18 protein-coding genes are annotated in these 18,304 nt (G+C 64.7%); 8 read left to right on the forward strand and 10 right to left on the reverse strand.

The genetic code is table 11. The features are described 5' to 3' along the window. The first annotated feature begins 6 nt into the window (after positions 1-6). The 4 genes from PMO31116_RS11655 to PMO31116_RS11670 all read left to right on the forward strand — a co-directional run bounded on the left by PMO31116_RS11655 (position 7) and on the right by PMO31116_RS11670 (position 3,325). Complete coding sequence (locus PMO31116_RS11655; RefSeq protein WP_150566866.1) at positions 7-1,029, forward strand: branched-chain amino acid ABC transporter permease; 1,023 nt, start codon at positions 7-9, stop codon at positions 1,027-1,029. A gap of 249 nt (positions 1,030-1,278) precedes the next feature. After that, positions 1,279-1,770, forward strand: a complete 492-nt coding sequence (locus PMO31116_RS11660; protein ID WP_150566867.1) for an Rrf2 family transcriptional regulator — start codon at positions 1,279-1,281, stop codon at positions 1,768-1,770. 270 nt (positions 1,771-2,040) lie between these two features. Next, on the forward strand, positions 2,041-2,337 hold the full coding sequence (locus PMO31116_RS23665; RefSeq protein ID WP_174971212.1) for a DUF4148 domain-containing protein: 297 nt from the start codon (positions 2,041-2,043) through the stop codon (positions 2,335-2,337). Positions 2,338-2,434: 97 nt separating this feature from the next. Then, positions 2,435-3,325 (forward strand): AraC family transcriptional regulator, encoded by an 891-nt coding sequence (locus PMO31116_RS11670; protein WP_150566869.1) that lies wholly within the window; start codon positions 2,435-2,437, stop codon positions 3,323-3,325. Between the two features lie 57 nt (positions 3,326-3,382). Here the strand turns inward: PMO31116_RS11670 and PMO31116_RS11675 are convergent, their stop codons facing one another. The 5 genes from PMO31116_RS11675 to PMO31116_RS11695 all read right to left on the reverse strand — a co-directional run bounded on the left by PMO31116_RS11675 (position 3,383) and on the right by PMO31116_RS11695 (position 7,753). Then, complete coding sequence (locus PMO31116_RS11675; RefSeq protein ID WP_150566870.1) at positions 3,383-4,618, reverse strand: porin; 1,236 nt, start codon at positions 4,616-4,618, stop codon at positions 3,383-3,385. A 191-nt stretch (positions 4,619-4,809) separates the two neighbouring features. Further along, the gene (locus PMO31116_RS11680; RefSeq protein ID WP_150566871.1) at positions 4,810-5,805 is read right to left on the reverse strand and encodes a glycerophosphodiester phosphodiesterase family protein; all 996 of its coding nucleotides are present in this window, start codon (positions 5,803-5,805) and stop codon (positions 4,810-4,812) included. A 61-nt stretch (positions 5,806-5,866) separates the two neighbouring features. Beyond that, entirely contained in the window at positions 5,867-6,637 is a 771-nt protein-coding gene (locus PMO31116_RS11685) for a DeoR/GlpR family DNA-binding transcription regulator (RefSeq protein WP_150566872.1), read from the reverse strand. A gap of 177 nt (positions 6,638-6,814) precedes the next feature. Continuing rightward, positions 6,815-7,165, reverse strand: a complete 351-nt coding sequence (locus PMO31116_RS11690; protein WP_150566873.1) for an IPT/TIG domain-containing protein — start codon at positions 7,163-7,165, stop codon at positions 6,815-6,817. Between the two features lie 102 nt (positions 7,166-7,267). After that, positions 7,268-7,753: an Lrp/AsnC family transcriptional regulator gene (locus PMO31116_RS11695; RefSeq protein WP_150566874.1), complete on the reverse strand. Its 486-nt coding sequence runs from the start codon at positions 7,751-7,753 to the stop codon at positions 7,268-7,270. Positions 7,754-7,910: 157 nt separating this feature from the next. On the opposite strand from PMO31116_RS11695, the gene glmS reads away from it, so the two are divergent. Next, a complete protein-coding gene (gene glmS / locus PMO31116_RS11700; protein ID WP_150566875.1) occupies positions 7,911-9,740 on the forward strand; it encodes a glutamine--fructose-6-phosphate transaminase (isomerizing) in 1,830 nt (609 codons plus the stop codon). Between the two features lie 11 nt (positions 9,741-9,751). Here the strand turns inward: glmS and PMO31116_RS11705 are convergent, their stop codons facing one another. Beyond that, a complete protein-coding gene (locus PMO31116_RS11705) occupies positions 9,752-10,684 on the reverse strand; it encodes a LysR substrate-binding domain-containing protein (RefSeq protein ID WP_150566876.1) in 933 nt (310 codons plus the stop codon). A 98-nt stretch (positions 10,685-10,782) separates the two neighbouring features. Here PMO31116_RS11705 and dsdA point away from each other — a divergent pair, with 98 nt between their 5' ends. The 3 genes from dsdA to PMO31116_RS11720 are packed head-to-tail and all read left to right on the forward strand — an operon-like array spanning position 10,783 to position 15,031. Further along, the gene (gene dsdA / locus PMO31116_RS11710) at positions 10,783-12,132 is read left to right on the forward strand and encodes a D-serine ammonia-lyase (protein WP_150566877.1); all 1,350 of its coding nucleotides are present in this window, start codon (positions 10,783-10,785) and stop codon (positions 12,130-12,132) included. Between the two features lie 38 nt (positions 12,133-12,170). After that, a complete protein-coding gene (locus tag PMO31116_RS11715) occupies positions 12,171-13,490 on the forward strand; it encodes an MFS transporter (protein WP_174971216.1) in 1,320 nt (439 codons plus the stop codon). Positions 13,491-13,522: 32 nt separating this feature from the next. Beyond that, on the forward strand, positions 13,523-15,031 hold the full coding sequence (locus tag PMO31116_RS11720; protein ID WP_150566878.1) for a M81 family metallopeptidase: 1,509 nt from the start codon (positions 13,523-13,525) through the stop codon (positions 15,029-15,031). 109 nt (positions 15,032-15,140) lie between these two features. Here PMO31116_RS11720 and PMO31116_RS11725 read toward each other — a convergent pair whose 3' ends face one another. The 4 genes from PMO31116_RS11725 to PMO31116_RS11740 all read right to left on the reverse strand — a co-directional run bounded on the left by PMO31116_RS11725 (position 15,141) and on the right by PMO31116_RS11740 (position 18,202). Then, positions 15,141-15,497 (reverse strand): VOC family protein, encoded by a 357-nt coding sequence (locus PMO31116_RS11725; RefSeq protein WP_150566879.1) that lies wholly within the window; start codon positions 15,495-15,497, stop codon positions 15,141-15,143. Positions 15,498-15,531: 34 nt separating this feature from the next. Then, positions 15,532-15,936 (reverse strand): DUF3224 domain-containing protein, encoded by a 405-nt coding sequence (locus PMO31116_RS11730; RefSeq protein WP_150566880.1) that lies wholly within the window; start codon positions 15,934-15,936, stop codon positions 15,532-15,534. A 199-nt stretch (positions 15,937-16,135) separates the two neighbouring features. Beyond that, a complete protein-coding gene (locus PMO31116_RS11735; RefSeq protein WP_150566881.1) occupies positions 16,136-17,542 on the reverse strand; it encodes an MFS transporter in 1,407 nt (468 codons plus the stop codon). A gap of 6 nt (positions 17,543-17,548) precedes the next feature. Beyond that, on the reverse strand, positions 17,549-18,202 hold the full coding sequence (locus PMO31116_RS11740; protein WP_150566882.1) for a DsbA family oxidoreductase: 654 nt from the start codon (positions 18,200-18,202) through the stop codon (positions 17,549-17,551). Positions 18,203-18,304: the final 102 nt, after the last annotated feature.

The following is an 18,304-nucleotide window of genomic DNA, read 5'->3' on the forward strand; positions in this document are numbered from 1 at the left end:
TCGTCGATGATGCGCCAATACCGTTTCGATTTCGCCCTGCTCGCATTGTTGCTAGCGTTGCCGGCCCTCGGCGTCTATCCCGTCTTTGCGATGAAGGTGCTGTGTTTCGCCCTGTTTGCCTGCTCGCTCAATCTGGTGCTCGGCTATACGGGGCTGCTCTCGTTCGGCCACGCGGCCTTCTTCGGCGGCGCGGCGTACTTCGCGGGCTACGTCATGCGCGATCTTGCCTGGTCGCCGCTCGCGGGCATGCTGACCGGTGTGGTCACGGGTGCCGTGTTCGGGCTCGTCTTCGGGCTGTTCGCGATCCGGCGCCAGGGCATTTACTTCGCCATGATCACACTCGCGTTTGCGCAGATGTTCTACTTCTTCTGTCTGCAGGCGCCTTTCACCGGTGGGGAAGACGGCTTGCAGGGCGTGCCCCGGCAGACGCTCTTCGGGCTCTCGCTGGACCACGATCTCACGCTCTATTACGTGGTGCTTGCCGTGGTGGCGGCAACTTTTGCGCTGATCTCGCGTGTGATCGCCTCGCCCTTCGGGCGGGTGCTCGCGGCGATTCGCGAGAACGAACCCAGGGCGATCTCGCTGGGGTATGAGGCCGCGCGCTTCAAACTGCTCGCGTTCGTGCTCTCCGCTGCCATCGCGGGGCTGGCGGGATCGCTCAAGACGCTCGTGCTCGGTTTCGCCACGCTCTCCGACGTGCATTGGTCGCTCTCGGGGTCGGTCATTCTGATGACGCTCGTCGGCGGCATGGGCACGCGCTTCGGCCCCGTCGTGGGCGCGCTGCTGATCGTGTCGCTGGAGACGAAGCTGGGCGATATCGGCAACTGGCTTGCGCAGGCGACCGGCTGGCAGGCGTTCGCCGGATTGGGGACGATGGTGAGCGTCGTGACCGGCTGCATCTTCGTGCTGTGTGTGTTGTTGTTCCGCCGGGGCATCGTGGGAGAGTGGCTCGTCGTGCACGGCCGGTGGACATCGCGCGGCACGGTCGGTGCCCGCCGTGCGGCGCTGGCCGGCGCCGCCAAGGGGTAAGCCGCAGGCGCGGCACCCTACGGCCGGGAAGCTGCTGGAAAGCGGCTCGCCCGGTGCGGCAAAGTTCGGGTGGCGCTGCGCCTTTGGTCGGCATAAGATGCATTTGAGGGCCATGTTAAACTGCTTCGCCGCTGTGCCGCCGCTGTGCCGCCTATGTGCCGCCTGTGTGCCGCCTGTGTGCCGCCTGTGTGCCGGGTAGTGCGGGCGGCCGGACATCCTGTCCGCTTCTCTCTTGCCGTTTTCGATCGAATGCGACTAACCGACCATACCGATTACAGTCTGCGCACATTGCTGTACGTCGCGGTGTATCCCGACGAGCTCGTGCACGTGCAGTCGGTGGCCGATGCGTTCGACATTCCCAAGAATCACCTCGTCAAGATCGTGCAGAAACTCGGGCAATTGGGCTTTCTGCATACGGTGCGCGGCCGCTCAGGCGGCATTCGACTGGGACGCCCGCCCGAGCGGATCGGCCTCGGGGAAGTCGTGCGCGCAATGGAGCCCGACTTTGCCCTGGTCGAATGCTTTCATCAGGGCGAGAACGCCTGCGTGATCACCTCGGCGTGCAACCTGCGCGGCGTGCTGGGCGAAGCCTTGCGCGCCTATTTCGAGGTTCTCGATCGCTACACGCTGGCCGACCTGCTCGGCAAGCCGGCTGTGCTGCGCCGCCTGCTCGGCGACGCGGTCGCGGCGGCGATTCCCGTCGCGCAGATCAAGATCAAGCGACGCGCCGGCGACGCCTGAACGGCGTCGCGTTCGTTTGGCGCCCTGGGTGCGCGTGGCACGCCAGCGTTTCTCACCCCTCATCAATCCTCCCTATCTTGCTCATAGCGGCAGGTAATGACTATCGTGATTTCTGGACGATTGGTCGCATCTTGCAGACGCGCTGCGGCGAAATTCCGGCCGTCCTTTCGTAATCTTGAGTCGTACCCGAACGCACCGGAAAACTTCCTTCCCCGGTGCCAAGCGGAAACCGACCCACGGCCACCTGTGCCGACTGAAAGGAGTTACATCATGAACGCTCGCATCTTCGCCGCCGCCCTGATCGCCACCGCTTCGCTGGCCGGCGCGCCTGCCTTCGCAGACACCCAGACCGCGGACGCCGCGCAGACCGCCGTCTCCCAGCACATGACCGTGACACGCGCGCAGGTGCGCGAGGCCCTGCGCGTCGCACGCGCATCCGGCGAACTGGATCAATCGTTACAAACCTATCCGTCGCTGCTCCAACAGGGGGCGTCGGTCGGACGCTCGCGCGCCGAAGTCCGCGCGGAAATCGGTGCGGGCGCACGGGTGACGGACAGCCGCGCCTGATGCCCTGCCATTCATCGAAGGGGTGAGAGGCCTTCCCAGCAAGGCTTGGGTAATTCATCCATAATCGGCGCACCGGGTTATTCGTCTTGAGTGCGTCATGGATCGGCTCTCCACCCTGATTTCGAATTTCGGCGTTCGCGCCGGCGTGTTTCACAGCGGCGGCCTGTGCGGCATCGCCAGCTACGGCGTCGACGCCCACGACGGCGGCCATCTGCACCTGCTTCGCTCGGGCGAGGTTTCATTGGTGCTCGAAGACGGTTCGCGGCATGAGATCGTAAAGCCGTCGCTGATCTTTTTTCCGCGTCGCAACCATCATCAACTGCTTTCGGGTGAGGGCGACCGCACGGAGTTGGTGTGCGGGTCGTTGTCGTTTGACGGCGGCACACGCAATCCGCTTGTGTCGGCGCTGCCGGAGTATCTGGTGCTGCCGACGCAGTCGGTCTCGACACTGGAGCTCACGCTCAATTGGCTGTTTGCCGAAGCCTTCGGTACGCAGTGCGGACGCCTGGCTGTGATGGACCGTCTGTTCGAACTGCTGGTGATCCAGCTGCTGCGTCACGTGCTGGAGCAGCGCATGGTGAGCCATGGCATGCTGGCCGGGCTCGCCGACCCGCGTCTGGCCAAGGCGTTGCACGTGATTCATCATCAGCCCGGCGAGCCGTGGACGGTGGAGTCGCTGGCCGGCGCCGCCAATATGTCGCGTGCCAATTTTGCCGCGCAGTTTCGCGAAGTCGTCGGCCAGTCGCCGGCGGACTATTTGCTCGACTGGCGCATCGGACTGGCGCAAAAACGCTTGCGAGACGGCCAACCGATTGCTCGGGTGGCCGAGGAAGTCGGCTATGACAGTGCGTCGGCGCTGGCCCGTGCATTTCGTCGAAAGACGGGCAGCAGCCCACGTGACTGGTTGCGCGCGCAGATGCACGCCGTGACGATGCTGCCCCCGCCAAGAGTGACGCTCGTGCCGCCGCTGCCCGCACAGGCGGCGTAGCCGCGCATCGGCCGGGGTGCCGACGGCGCGCGCGTCGGACGGCCGAAGGCAGGGCGCTCAGAACACGTGGCTGACCCCGAGGCGGACGATCGTCTGGGTGTTGGTGGCGGAGGACATGCCGTTGGCCGCGTCGCCCACCGACGCCGTGGCGTCGATCACGTTTCCGTAGGCATCGAGCGTGCTGCCGGACGCCTTTTGGTAACCGGCCAGCGCGTACAGTTCGGTGCGCCTGGACAAGTTGTAGAACGCCGCCAGATTGAACTGGTGGTATTTTGCGCCGGAGACGGTCGCCGCCGGGGCGTTGACGTTGGTGAAGCTGTAGCCGCCGCCGATGCGCATTTCCGGGGAGACGCGGTACATCGCCAGAACGCCGACCGTATCGAACTTCGCCGTGCGCGAGAAGCGTGAGTAGGTACCCGGCGAATATTCCGTATGGCTGTAGTTCGCGCCCAGTGTGGTGTTGCCGATCTCGTATGTCATGGCGGTGGCGACGACGTCGCGCGCCCTGGCGCTTGCATAACCGGCATTGATGGACGATGCGAATGCCGAGTCGGACGACCCTGCCCAGTTGCCGATCGTTGTATCGGTGGAGCCCGATTTTTCGTTGTTGGCGTGCGAGAAGCCCGCACCCCACACCAGCGGCCCGTTGGCGTATTGTGCGCCGAGCCCCCAAGTGTTCTGACGGCTCATCGAACCGGGCTGGTTGCCGAACCCATACATGGCACTGAAAGTGAAACCACTCCACGACGGCGAGCGGTATTTCACGCCGCTGTTGACCCGCGAGCTGTGGTCGAGATTGTCGACGTCGCCCGGATGGGCGGCCACGCCGGAGAGCAGTGCAGTGCCGCCGACCGAACCGACGAGGTCGATCAACGGGTCGTACTGTCGGCCCAGCGTGATCGTGCCGTAAGTCTTGTCCTGGAGGCCGACGTAGGCATGACGCCCGAACAGCGCGCCGCCCTGGCTGGCCGTGCCATTGGCGATGCTAAAGCCGCTCTCGAGACGGAACAGCGCCTTTAGTCCGGCGCCCAGATCCTCCGAACCTCGAATTCCCCAGCGGCTGCCTTGCCACGTACCGTTCTGGAACGTGGTGTTCGAGCTGCCGACGAGCACGGCTGGACGGCCGGTGGCACCGGCTCGGGTGACCGAAGCCACGTTGCTGGCATACCCGATGCCGCCGTCGACGATCCCGTAAAGCGCGATGTTCGACTGCGCATGGGCAAGTGCAGCGGCGCTGCACCCGAGGGCGAAGGTGGCGGCGTGGGCGAGGGCGGTGCGGGAGCGAAACGTCATGGTGAATTTTCCTGAGCGTGAGACGAAGCGGGCGATGCGATCCTCCGGTGCCGCACGTTGGCGTTCCGGTGTTCTGCGTCGCTTCCTTGAAATTAGAAGTCCTAAGAATAATGAAAGCGCTTTCCCGGGAATTGATGTCCGACCTTCCGTGGGGAGGCGGCTGCGCGAGTGGCGGCAGCCGGTGTAGGCGATTATTTCGAGGCGTCGTGTCCTTGCACGGTGAGTGCGGCGCGCAGGCGCGACGGGGAGTCCGTCATGACGGCGTCGAAGCCGAGTTGAGATGCGCTCTCGAAGTCCTGCGGCGTTTCCACGCCGAACGCGACGAGGTGTACGTCGCCCCGCGACTTGAAGCACTGCACGGCCGCCGGTGTCCACCAGTTGGCCACGACCTTCGATACCCCCTGACCGAGCGTGAAGCGTTCCACGACTTCCACCTGGCGGTGCAGCTCGATGCCGACCCATGTGCCCGGCGCGGGCGGCGTCGCACACTGGCCGGCGAGTGCCGAGGCGACGAGTCGGTTGCGCGTGGCGTCGCGCGATTCGAACAGTTGCGCCTGCGGGCGACGCGCGCGCAGGCGGTCGGTTGCGTCGGCTTCGGTCGAGTACAGCCGCACGCGCGACCAGGCGTGGGTGTCGTCGAGCACTTGGATGACGGCTTCGACGAGCGGGGCGGCGGGTACCTGCTTCATGTCGAGCAGGATCGGCACATTCTCGGGGACGGCGGCAAGCGCCTCGCGCAGCGTCGGGATCGGAAGCGGGTGATCTCGGTAGGGATACACCGTGTGTCCGTCATCCGCCTTGCGAGCGAACGCGTAGCCTGCATTGAGTTTGCGCACCTGCGCGTAGTCGAGGTCGGCGAGCTTGCCGTGCCCGTCGGTCAATGCGGAGAGATCGGCGGGGCGGTACATCACCGGTACACCGTCGCGCGTGACCTGTACCGTCATCCACAGCGCCTGCGCGCCGTTGTGCAGGGCATTGGCGAACGCCTGTAGCGTGTTTTCCGGCGTATCGCCCGTGCCGCCGCGATGCGCGACGATGAGCGGGCCGGCGTTGGCGGCCGGCGACGCCACCGTGCCGAAGATGCAGGCAACTGCGGCAAGGCCGGCGGCGCCGAGGCGACGCCAGCCTCCCGGACGGGTGAACCGACGGACGAATGGGGGCGTGGCAGTGGCGGGGGCGACGGGCATGGCGGATGTCTCGGGACGAAAGGTGGCCATAAGCGGTGTGCGCAGGGGACGCGAGGTCGGTTCAGACGACGAGGTATTCAGGTGCCGTTGGGGGCTCGACGGAATGCAAATGCGCACGGAGCGCGTCGGGCAACGGCCCGTCGGTGACGACAAGATCCTGTTCGCGGAGTTGTCCGCCGCGCACGCTCGGCTTGCGCGTGAACTTGTAGGCGTCGGCGACCAGAATGCGATAGCGGCTGGCGTCGCGCAGCGCTTCGCGCGAGGCGGCCTCGAGCCGATCGTAGTCCAGCAGCGTGCCGTCGTCGTCGATGCCGCCCACACTGTACACGCCGACGTCGGCGCGGTAAGCGCGGAACAGCCGGTCGGCCTCGTCGCCGAGGATCTCCGGGTTGGGCGAGCGCAGTTCGCCACCGGGAACAATGACGCGATGATTGGGGTTGCCGGCCAGCACAAGTGCCGCGCGCAGGTTGTTCGTGATGACGCAAAGCCGCTTGCGATGCACGAGCGCGACGGCGACTTGCTCCGGCGTGGTGCCGATACCGAGCAGTACGGTCGCCCCGTCGGGGACGCGTTCGGCGGCTGCCTGGCCAATGCGGAGCTTGCCTTCGAGATTGCGAACGCGGCGGACTTCATACGGCTGGTTCGGCCCGGGCGTGAGCAGGCGTGCACCGCCATGATAGCGACGCAACACGTTGGCGTCGCACAACAGGTTCACGTCGCGGCGAATGGTCTGCGTGGCCACGCCGAAATGCTCGGCGAGCGCATCGACGCTCATTTCGCCATGCTGGCGAAATAGCGCAACGATGCGGGTCTGACGCTCGGAGAGGTCCATCGGGTGAGTCCTGTGTCGCGCATTGAGTGTGCAATGAGCGTCACTTTGACAGCCGATGGTGACATTCAAATGACGATGGCTAATGTTCAAATGAACATCGGCGTAGTTCGGGGCTCGGCATCCGACGACACGCCAGTGCGTCGATGCGACGGGGCGTCGAAGCGACGGGGCGACGCGTTACCGCATCGACCCGCTCCCGGAGCCAAGCGCGTATAGATCGTTGACGTATTGCAGGTTGTACAGCAACTGCTCGGGTGTCCGAACGGCGTCGTCAATCCTGTTCGCCGATGCCAGGCGATCTCCCAGTGTCACGTTGGCCGTGGCACGTCCCGTCTCGGCCAAGGACGGGCTGACCGCGGTGATCGTACTGTCGTCGACGATGGTAAAGCTCCGGGCAGGGGTCTTGCGGTTGTTCTTGTCGACGAAATACACCTGGACCGCTTCCGAGAACCCTGTGCCTTTGATGGTGATGGAGGTTCCTCCGTCGCGATCGATCTGGCTTGGGCTGACCTGCGTGATGTTCGCCATGATGCGCCTCGGCCTTGCCGTGAATTTGAGCGCTTTCAATCTAGGCGAGCCGTCGCCGTTGCGCACCTGTCAAGGCTGACAGGCATGCGTGCGCCCTCCACGTCACCCGGTGCGGACGGGCGGAATTCGGGCATTCGCTTCAAACTTCGCACGCCGTGTCGAGAAGAAGGTGCGCACGTTGCGAACGTTCGCTGCACTCTTGAAGAGCCGCCTTGCGAGATCGTCGTATTCGGCCATGTCCCGCACTTGCGCGATCAGGACGAAGTCCGGTCCGGGGGACACCCGATAACACTGCGTGATGGCGGGCTCTTCGCAGATGTAGGCCTCGAAGGCGTCGTAGTCTTCTGCGGTCTGTCGGTCGAGGCTCACTTCCACCACGGCGTTCAGGTTCGGCCCGAGCTTCGCGGCATCGATGATCGCGATCTGGCGGGCAATGACGCCTGCATCGCGAAGCGCGCGCACGCGCCGCAGGCAGGTCGGCGCGGATGCGTGTACACGTCGGGACAGTTCGAGATTCGAAATCGACGCGTCCATCTGCAGTACGCCGAGGATGCGCAGGTCGAGATCGTCCAGATTGATAGGGGTCATGCCATCTCCGCCGGGGCGTTATTCTAAGAAATTAAATTTCATTAGTGATTTTAAGTGTAATTTAATTTCATTAGTTGAAGCATTTTGATGAATAATTTCGAGCGTCGCACTCTACCATCGCTTCACTGACGGAAAACGAATCTTCTGGAGAGGCGAAATGTGCGGAATTATCGGTGCAGTTGCGCAACGGGACGTGGTCCCCACGCTGGTCGATGGGCTGAAGCGGTTGGAGTATCGCGGGTATGACTCGTGCGGCGTAGCGTTGTATTCGGATCGCGCGTTGGTACGCGCGCGAAGCGTCGAGCGCGTGGCGAATCTCCAGGAGGAAGTCACGCGCATGGGGCTGGCCGGGTATACGGGCATTGCTCACACGCGCTGGGCCACGCATGGCAAGCCGGTGACGGACAACGCGCATCCGCACGTGTCGCCGAATGCCGGGACGCCGCGCATTGCGCTCTCGCACAACGGCATCATCGAGAACCATGAAGCGTTGCGCGGCAAGCTCGAAGCCCATGGTTATCGATTTGCCAGCCAGACCGACAGCGAGGTCATTGCGCATTTGATCGACCATTTGTACGACGGCGACCTGTTCGAAGCGGTGAGGGCGGCCACGGCGCAATTGCAGGGCAGCTATGCGATTGCGGTGATTTGCCGCGACGAGCCGCATCGGCTCGTTGGCGCACGTGACGGCATGCCGCTGGTGCTTGGCGTCGGCGAAGGCGAGAACTTCATTGCGTCCGATGCGATCGCGCTGGCCAATGTGACCGACCAGATCGTGTATCTCGAGAACGGCGACGTCGCCGACGTTCAGCTGCATCGCTTCTGGGTGGTCGACGATGAGGGCCAGCGGGTGCAACGCCCGGTGCATCGCGTGGCGGCACACAGTGGTGCGGCGGATCTCGGGCCTTACCGTTATTACATGCAGAAGGAGATTTTCGAGCAGCCGCGTGCGGTCGCCGACACGTTGCAGGACGTGACGGCGATCATGCCGGAGTTGTTCGGCGACAACGCCTGGCGGGTATTCAACGTGGTCGATTCCGTGCTTTTGCTCGCGTGTGGCGGGAGCTATCACGCGGCGCTCACGGCCAAGTACTGGATCGAGAGTCTCGCGCAACTGCCGGTGAATGTGGAAATCGCCAGCGAGTATCGCTACCGCGATAGCGTGCCGAATCCGAACACGCTCGTGGTGGCCGTGTCGCAGAGCGGCGAGACGGCGGACGTGCTGGGCGCCATGCACGTGGCCAGGCAGCGTGGCATGCGGCACACGCTGGCGATCTGCAACGTCTCGACGAGTGCGCTTGCGAGGGAGTGTGCGCTGACGTTTTTCACGCGGGCGGGCGTGGAGATCGGTGTGGCGTCGACCAAAGCGTTCACCACGCAGTTGGTTGCGCTGTTTCTGCTGGCGCTCGCACTCGCCCAGACGCGTGGGCGACTGTCGGACGAAGACGAGCAGCAACACCTGAAGGCGCTGCGGCATTTGCCCGATGCCATCGCCAAGGTGTTGGCGCTGGAGCCGCAGATCATGGCGTGGGCCGAGCAGCTGACCCGGCGGCAGGACATTTTGTTTCTCGGGCGCGGCCTGCATTATCCCGTGGCGATGGAGGGGGCGCTGAAGATGAAGGAGATTTCGTACATTCACGCCGAAGCCTATCCGGCCGGCGAGCTCAAGCATGGGCCGCTGGCGTTGGTGAGCGACGAAATGCCGGTGGTCGCGGTCGCGCCAAACGACCGTCTGCTCGAAAAGCTCAAGTCGAACATGCACGAAGTCAGCGCGCGCAATGGCCGGCTCTATGTCTTCGCCGACAGCGATTGCGGCCTGTCGCCGGGCCCGGAAATCGATGTCATTCGCCTGAACGAACACTACGGCCTGTTATCCCCCATTCTGCACACCATTCCGATGCAACTGCTCGCGTATCACGCCGCCGTCGCCCGCGGCACGGACGTCGACAAACCGAGGAACCTGGCGAAGTCGGTGACGGTGGAGTGACGGGGGGCACGCTACAACCCCAGCACACCCAACCGTGCGCCATCGAAGCGCCGGCATTCCTGCTGTATCCACTCGCAGAAGATTGTCGTGCGCCGGTCGAAGGGATCGCGCGACAGCAGCACGTATCGCGCGGGCGACCTGACCGGCTTGCCGATCGGCACGAGACGGCCGCCCTGCAGGTCGTCGTGCACCAGCGCGCTACGGCCGATGGCTATACCCTGATGATTGAGCGCGGCAGCCAGCGCGAGGCTCGACAGGTTGAACTGCGGTCCGTCGATGTTCTGCACACTGCCGGGCCGGTTCGCGTCCATCCATGTGCGCCATTCGATGAATTCGGTCGCGCCGTCCCACGGTGACGCGTCGTGAAGGAACACCACGCCGTCGAACGACGAACCGTCTGCCAGGCCCGGGTGTGTCGCCAAATAGGCCGGCGTGGCCACTGCGACCAGATACTCGTCGAAAAGGATGTCGGCCTTGACCTCTGCATAGTGCGTGGGGTCATAGCGCACCGCAACGTCGATGTCGTCCGCGCGCATGGACTGTCGGTCGACGCTTTGAAACTCCGCCTTCAGCCGTACCGAGACGTCGGGCTCCTGCCGATGAAAGTCCGTCAGCCGCGGCATCAGCCATTGCAAGGCGAACGAGGGCAGACAACTGACCTGCAGCGGCGCGTTGGAGATGCCGAGCCGTTGCAGCGTGGCCTCGATGTCGCCCAATGCACGGGCCGTCGTCTCGAACAGCGCCTCTCCGTTCTCCGTGAGCTTCAGACTGCGTGCCTGTCGAACGAACAGCACGTAACCCAGACGATCCTCCAGATAGCGAATCTTCTGACTCACCGCGCTTTGCGTCAGGTTCAGCGCGCGTGCCGCTTGCGTGAAGCTCAGCAGCCGAGCCGCAGTCTCGAAGCACCGCAGGGCGCCCAGCATCGATGCATCTAGTTGCATAAGTATTAGCTCAACTAATGCGTTCATTAGAATCCAGCGCTATTTTTACGCGAGCCAGAGCGCTAGCATTCCGTGAAGTATCAGGAAATTCTCGGAAAATGCCAATCATGTCTCTCCCGCACCTGCCAAAGCTCCTATTAGCCAGACTTCAAGGCAAGACACCGACGCTCTGGATCAACGACCGGCTCGAGCAGTCGTTCGCGCCTAGCGGCGACTCGACGGATGCGATTCTGGACGCGCAGGCGCGGATGCACCGCTTCGCGCCGCTGCTCGCCGACCTGTTTCCCGAGCTGGCCGAGACCGGCGGACACATCGAGTCGGCCTTGATGCCGGCGGATGCCCTGAAGCGCGCGGTTGCCCCCGGTGGCGCCGATGATGCGAGCGCATGGTTCGTCAAGCGCGACGATGCGCTGCCCGTCGCGGGCTCGATCAAGGCCCGGGGAGGGTTTCACGAGGTGCTGGCCGTTGCCGAGCGAATCGCGCTGGAGCGAGGCCTGATTACGGCGCACGATGACCGCCGCGTGCTCGGTTCGCCCGACGCCCGTGCGCTGTTCGCGCAGTACACGGTTGCCGTCGGCAGCACAGGCAATCTTGGTCTGAGCATCGGCGTGATGGCCGCCGCGCTCGGATTCGACACGGTTGTCCACATGTCGGATGACGCCAAGGCATGGAAGAAGACGCGACTTCGCCAGCGCGGTGTGCGTGTCGTCGAACACGCGGGCGACTACGCGAAGGCAGTTGCCGCCGGCCGCACGCAGGCCTTGGCATCGCCGCGCAGTCATTTCGTGGACGACGAGCAATCCCCCCTGCTGTTCCACGGCTATGCGGCCAGTGCTCGCCATCTCGCGGAGCAACTCGCGGCGGCGGGGCGCACAGTCGATGCCGGGCATCCGCTCTTCGTCTATCTGCCCTGTGGCGTGGGCGGCGCGCCCGGCGGCATCACGCACGGTCTGAAGGCGATCTTCGGGCCACACGTTCACTGCTTCTTCGCCGAACCCGTGGCTTCGCCGTGCATGCTGGTTCAGCTGGCGTCGCGAAGCGATTCGCCCGTGTCGGTCTACGACATCGGACTGGACAACAAGACCGATGCCGACGGCCTGGCCGTCGGGGAGGCGTCGCACCTCGTCGCACCCCTCATGGTCTCGCAACTGTCCGGTGTGTTTACCGTGACCGACGACGAACTCTTCCTGAACCTGCGCATGTTGAAGGACACCCTCGACGTGCTGGTCGAGCCTTCCGCGGCCGCAGGCGTGCGGGGCCCCGACTGGTTGGTCACGTCTCCCGAAGGGCAGGCCTACGTGCGCACGCACCACCTCGACATGCGCGAGGCCACCCACGTGATCTGGTCGACGGGCGGCTCGCTGGTACCCCCGGAAGCCGTCAAGGGATTTCTCGAGCACGCCGACGCACTGGCGCGCGCCACCGAACGCGCCGGGCAAGCTGCCTGACGCATCGAAGCCACTCACCCGCAGCAGGAGTCAGACACATGGAACCTCAGGTCACGTTGTCATCCGCCGTCGGCACACGCACCGACCGTTTGGCATTTGAAGACGCCACTTACCGGAAGGTCGCGCTGCGATTCATTCCGTTCCTGATGCTTTGTTACGTGGTGGCGTATCTCGACCGCGTCAACATCGGCATCGCAAAGCTCAACATGCTCGCCGATCTGCAATTCAGCGAGGCGGCCTATGGTCTTGGGGCAGGGCTTTTCTTCATCGGCTACATGCTGTTCGAGGTGCCGAGCAATCTCATCATGCATCGGGTCGGCGCACGCCTCTGGATCGCCCGGATCATGATTTCGTGGGGCATCCTCTCCGGCATCATGGCATTCGTCACGTCGCCATGGCAGTTCTACGTGGTGCGGTTCCTGCTCGGTGTTGCCGAAGCGGGGTTCTATCCCGGTGTCATTCTCTTCCTGACGTACTGGTTTCCCAATCATCGCCGGGCCAGGATGACGGCCATCTTCCAGGCCGGCATTCCCGTCGCCGGCCTGTTGGGCAGTCCGCTGTCGGGCTGGATTCTGGACACCTTCCACCAGGTCGGCGGCCACGCCGGCTGGCAATGGGTGTTCGTGCTCGAAGCGCTCCCGACCCTGCCGCTGGCCGTGGGTGTTCTGCTCATCCTCACCGACCGCGTGAAGGATGCCAAGTGGCTGTCGAGCGAACAACGCGAGCTCATCGCCCGGGATATCGCGCAGGACGAGAAGGGCCGCCCGCACATGCCGCTGTCGCACATTCTGCGCGACGTGCGCATCGGGAAAATCATTCTGATGACTTTTCCCGCGATGATGGCGCTCTACACGCTCGGCTTCTATCTGCCCACGCTCATCAAGGACGCCGGCGCGGTCGGCGGACTGCAGGTGGGACTGTTGAGCGCGATTCCGTATTGTGTCGCCGCGGTGGCGATGGTACTGGTCGGTCGAAGCTCGGACCGCCGCCGCGAGCGCCGCTGGCATCTGGCTGGCATCATGCTCGTCGGCGCGTTCGGTCTGGCGGCCAGCGTGTTCGCCGGACAGCATCTGGCGCTGGCGGTGATCTCGCTGTCGATCGCCGCTGCGGGGATCATCAGCTTCTCGCCCATCATGTGGACGTTGCCCACGGCGTTTCTCGGTGGCGCCACGGCCGCCGCGTCGATCGGAGCGATCAACAGCCTCGCGAACCTGGGCGGGTTCGTCAGCCCTTACCTGATCGGCTGGATTCGAGACACCTATCACAGCACGGCACCCGCCATTTTCATGATTGCCGGCTCGCTGGTCATCAGCGCCGTCATCGCGCTGAGCTTCGATCCGAAGACCGTCAATCGCTGAATTCCGACGGATGCACTGAGGAGATTACGACAATGGAGCGCAAACCCATGCGATTCGCGGTGGCCGGCATCATCCACGAAACCAATACGTATGCCGCGGAATTCTCCGGCCTGACGCCGCTGGCGGCTTTCGAACAGTACTGGGGACAGCGCGTTGCCGAAGTGTTCGACAACGCCAATCACCAGGTGGGCGGATTCATCGAGGGCGCGCGCCGCGTGGGCGCGACGCTCGATTACGCCTTCGTGGGACAGGCCACGCCGTCCGGCACCATCGACGCGGCCGCCTACGCGTCGATGAAGCGCGAGATCGTCGAAGGGATTCGGGCCCGGCTTCCGGTCGACGGCGTCCTGCTCGCGCTGCACGGCGCCGGCGTGGCAGACGGGGTGGAGGACATCGAGGGCGATCTGGCGAGCGCCGTGCGCGACCTCGTCGGCGCGAGTGTGCCGATTGCTGCCGTCTACGACCTGCACGGCAACTTCACGGAAGCCATGCGTCTGTCATGCGACATCACCCTGCCGTGCAAGCTGTACCCGCATACCGATTTCTTCGATCGCGGCGCGGAAGCCGTGGCGTTGCTGGTGCAGATGCTCGACGGTCGCCTCAAGCCCATCACGGCCGTGCGTTACCTGCCGATGCTGCCGTACATCGTCACGACGCAGGAGGGTTTTACCCCGGCCCTCGTCAACGCGTTGTGTGCCAGGCTCGCGGCGCAGCACGGTGTGGTCGACTGTTCGTGGTTTCACGGCTTTCCGTACGCCGACATTGCCGCGCCATGTCCCTCGGTAATCTGCACGACGAACGACGATCCCGCGCTGGCGCAACGCCTTGCCGACGAGGTGGCCGACTGGATCTGGCGTCATCGAGCCTCGTTCCGGCCATCCTTCCCGTCGCCCGCCGAAGGCGTGGCGGCAGCGCTTGCCGCCGAAGCAGGGCCCATCGTCGTGAACGAATACGCGGATAACCCCGGCGGCGGTACGCCGGGCGACGGCACGCACCTGCTGCGCGCCCTGTTGTCGGCGCGTCCCGAGCCGGGAACGGCATGTTTTGCCTCCATCAACGACGCACAGGTGGTCGCACAGGCGCAGGCCGCCGGTGTCGGGGCCACGATTGCCGTGTCGCTCGGCGGGAAGCTGGGACGCTATCAGGGGCGGCCCATCGAGGCTCAGGCCTATGTCAAGTCGATCACGGACGGCAAATTCGTGAACCGGCCGGGGGCGATGTTCGCCGGTGTGCATTTCGACCTGGGCGCGATGTGCCGGCTCGTGATCGATGGGGTGGACGTTATCGTCGCGTCGCGCGCGGAGCAGATTTACGATGTCGAACCCTTCGCGATGCATGGCCTCGACGTGAGCCGCCACCGCCTCATCGCCTTGAAGGGCGCGAATCACTTTCGCGCCTACTACCGCCAGCTGGCCAGGCAGATCATTTCCGTCGACAGCGTGGGGCTGAGCACCGCCGACATCACGTCGTTCGCGCGTGAGCGCCTTCAGGGGCAGTACTGGCCACTCTCCGAGGACGTGCCCTTTCCCCAAGTGCCGTAAGTGCAGTAAGTGCCGTGAACGCGAGGAGGGCCGGCGGCGCACCCCGTGCTCGCCGCTCATCCGCACCGCGCAAGCTTTGGACGGCGACGCGTGGCAACGTCGCCTGCGATCATTTCGCTGCCGACCAAACCGCGAGTTCGTACCCGTCCGGGTCGATGAAGTGAAAGCGACGGCCGCCGGGGAAGTCGAAGGCGGGCACGCAAACGGCGGCACCGGCGGCTTCGACACGGCGCTGCGTTTGCGCGAGGTCGTCGGCATACAGAATCACCAGCGGGCCGCCCGGCCGGATGGTGCCACCGGTCGTAAAGCCGCCCGTGAGCCGCCCGTCGCTGAATTCCGTGTACGTTGGACCGTAGTCCGTAAAGGTCCAACCAAACACGCTTCCATAGAACGCCTTGCTTCGGGCGATGTCGCTGACGCTGAACTCGATGTTGTCGATCTGACGATCCGTGCCGTGGTGGCTCATTGGCGTGCTCCGGTGATGGACGATGCCCGACAGGTCATTGACCGTCGGGCAGCGAGTAGCGAAATTCGTACGAGTGCTGGCCGTCGGCGATGACGATGACCAGACGCCCGGCCAGGCCGGACAACCCGTCCGTGCCGGAGTCGGGGACCACGGTGATCGATTGTTCGGGCGTCCCTCGGGTCATCGTCGAGCTATGTTGCAGCACGAAGGTCCCGCCGCGGCCGTGCAAGGCGCCCAGAACCCTTTCCATTGCGACATAGCCGGCCGACCCTGGCGTAGTGCTGCGAAAGGCGAGCATCTCGCCTTGGCTCGTCGCTTCGAGATCGCCGTGATACCGCTTGTCCAGCGACATGCGGCCGAGGCCGGTCGCTTCGGCCACGCCACTCAGGGGGTGAGGGGCAAGCTGAACGTCGAACAGGCCTTTTGCGGTTCGTTCCAATTTGGTAGTCCTCCCGGGAATGATGTACGTACTGTGTTTTTGTACAGTATTCAGTGTACTCGACTTTGGCCGCGATGCAAGGGCGAACCGACGCGTCGTCGAGCGCCCCGGTTGCCGGAGCGCCGAAATGACGAAATGACGAAGCCCCGCAAGGCGGGGCTTCGAACACGCACGTCACGCGTGGGCACTGTGCCGGCTTTCAGTCCTTGCCGCCCACCAGCCGTAGTCCGCTTGCCAGGCAACCGGCCGCGGAGAAGGCCGCACCCCACGCCAACGCCCATGTCGAGCCGTGGGTACCCGCCAGACCGAGCGCCAGCGCGACAAGCGCGGCGCCCGTCGCCTGTCCCAGCAGGCGCGACGTGCCGACCATGCCACTCGCGCCGCCGCTGCGTTCGGGCGGCGCGCTGTGCATGAATGCTTTCAGGTTCGGTGACTGGAAGAAGCCGAAACCCAGCCCGCACAACGCCATGCGCCAGCCGATGTCCCAAAGCGCCGCATGCTCGGGCATGATCGCGAGCAAACCCATGCCCGCACTGAGCATGGCCAGGCCGATCGCGCCCAGCGCGCCCGGCGGATACCGGTCAGAGAGCCGGCCCGCAATCGGGGCAACGGCGGCCACGAAGAACGGCCAGGGCGTCATGAGGAAGCCGGTCTCGATAGGACTGCGATGCAAGACGTTCTCGAAATAGAACGGCAGTGAGACGAGCCCCAGTCCTTGGGTGGCGAACGCACAAATGGCCGTCACCGTCGACAGCGCAAACGCGGGCAGGCGCAGCAGATCGACCGGGAGCATCGGCGCCCGATGGCCGCGTTCGCGGCGAATGAGCGCCCATCCGAAGACGAGCGCGCCCACGAAGCATGCCAGTGTGAGATGCCAGTCGGCCTGTTGGGCGCTTTGGCTCAGCGCGAAGATCAGCAGCGCGAATGTCGCAACATTGAGCAGCGCGGCCACCATATCCGGCTTGTGCTCGCTGCGCGGTGTGTCGGGCAGGTTGCGCCGCGAGAACGCGAGCGCCAGCAACGCTGTCGGCACGTTGATCAGGAATAGCCAGGGCCAGCTCGCGAACGCCAGCACCAGCGAGGCAATCGTCGGCCCGATGGCGAACGAGATGCCGACGATGAGGGCATTGAGTCCCACGCCGCGCCCCAGTTGATGCGCCGGATACAGAAAGCGGATAAGAGCGATATTGACACTCATGACTGCGGCGGCCCCAACGCCCTGCAGCACCCGCGCGCCCGCGAGAAAGCCGAGCGTCGGCGACAGCGCGCACAGCAGCGAGGCGACGAGGAAGACCGCCACGCCGGTCATGAACACGCGCTTGTGACCCACGCGCTCGCCCAGCGACGCAAACGGCAGGAGTGTGGCCACCATCGCGAGCTGGTAGGCGTTCACGATCCACACGGATGCCGACGGCGTGGTGTGCAGGTCGATGGCCATCTGGGGCAGGGCGGTGTTCGCGATGGCGGTGTCGAGACTGGCGAGCGAGACGGCGAGCAGAATCGCCGTCATGGCAAGGCCGCGTCCGGTCGCGGGAGGCTCGTGCAATTGCGTCTGCGAAGGCGGATTGACCGCCGCGACGTCAGTGGTCGGGGGGAGCGACGACATCGTCGATCAGCCCTCGGCCAGAATCTGGCGGATGGCCTGTTCGAACACTTCCGGCGGTTGGCCGCCGCTCACGAGGTGGCGGTTGTTGAAGATGATTGCCGGCACCGAGCGAATGCCCAGGTTCTGGTAATGACGCTCCAGCGCGCGGACCTGTTCGGCGTATTCGTCCGAGGAGAGAATTTCCCGCGCCCGCGTTGTATCGAGCCCCGCTTGCGCCGCTGCGTCGGCGAGCACATCGGGGTCGCTCGTGCGCTTGCCGTCAACGAAGTACGCACGAAACAGCGCTTCCTTCAGCGCGAGCTGCTTGTCGTTGCCCAGCGTTTGCGCCCAATGCAGCAGGCGGTGTGCGTCGAACGTGTTGTACGCATGCGTGCGCAACTCCATGTGCATCGGGAAACCCTCCGCTGCGGCGCGTGCACTGATGTTCGCCTGATTCTGGGCGAGTTGCTCCGGCGACAGGCCATATTTGCGCGACATGTAGTCGGCGAGCGGCACGCCCTCGGCGGGCATGTCCGGGTTGAGTTCGAACGGGCTGAAGTGCAGGTCGGCTTCGACCTCGCTTCCCACGCGGCCGAGCGCGGTCTTCAGCGAGGCAAGGCCGATCGCGCACCAGGGGCAGGCGACATCGGAGACAAAATCGATCTTGAGCGTAGCTGGCATGTGATGACGGCGCCGTCGCGGCGCCTGCAATGAAAAACGCGCCGCCTTGCGCGACGCAACACGGCAATCGTCGCACAAATCACGAATCCTCGTCGGCGGCCC

Origin of the sequence: Pandoraea morbifera (genome assembly GCF_902459575.1) — a bacterium.
Taxonomy (GTDB): domain Bacteria; phylum Pseudomonadota; class Gammaproteobacteria; order Burkholderiales; family Burkholderiaceae; genus Pandoraea; species Pandoraea morbifera.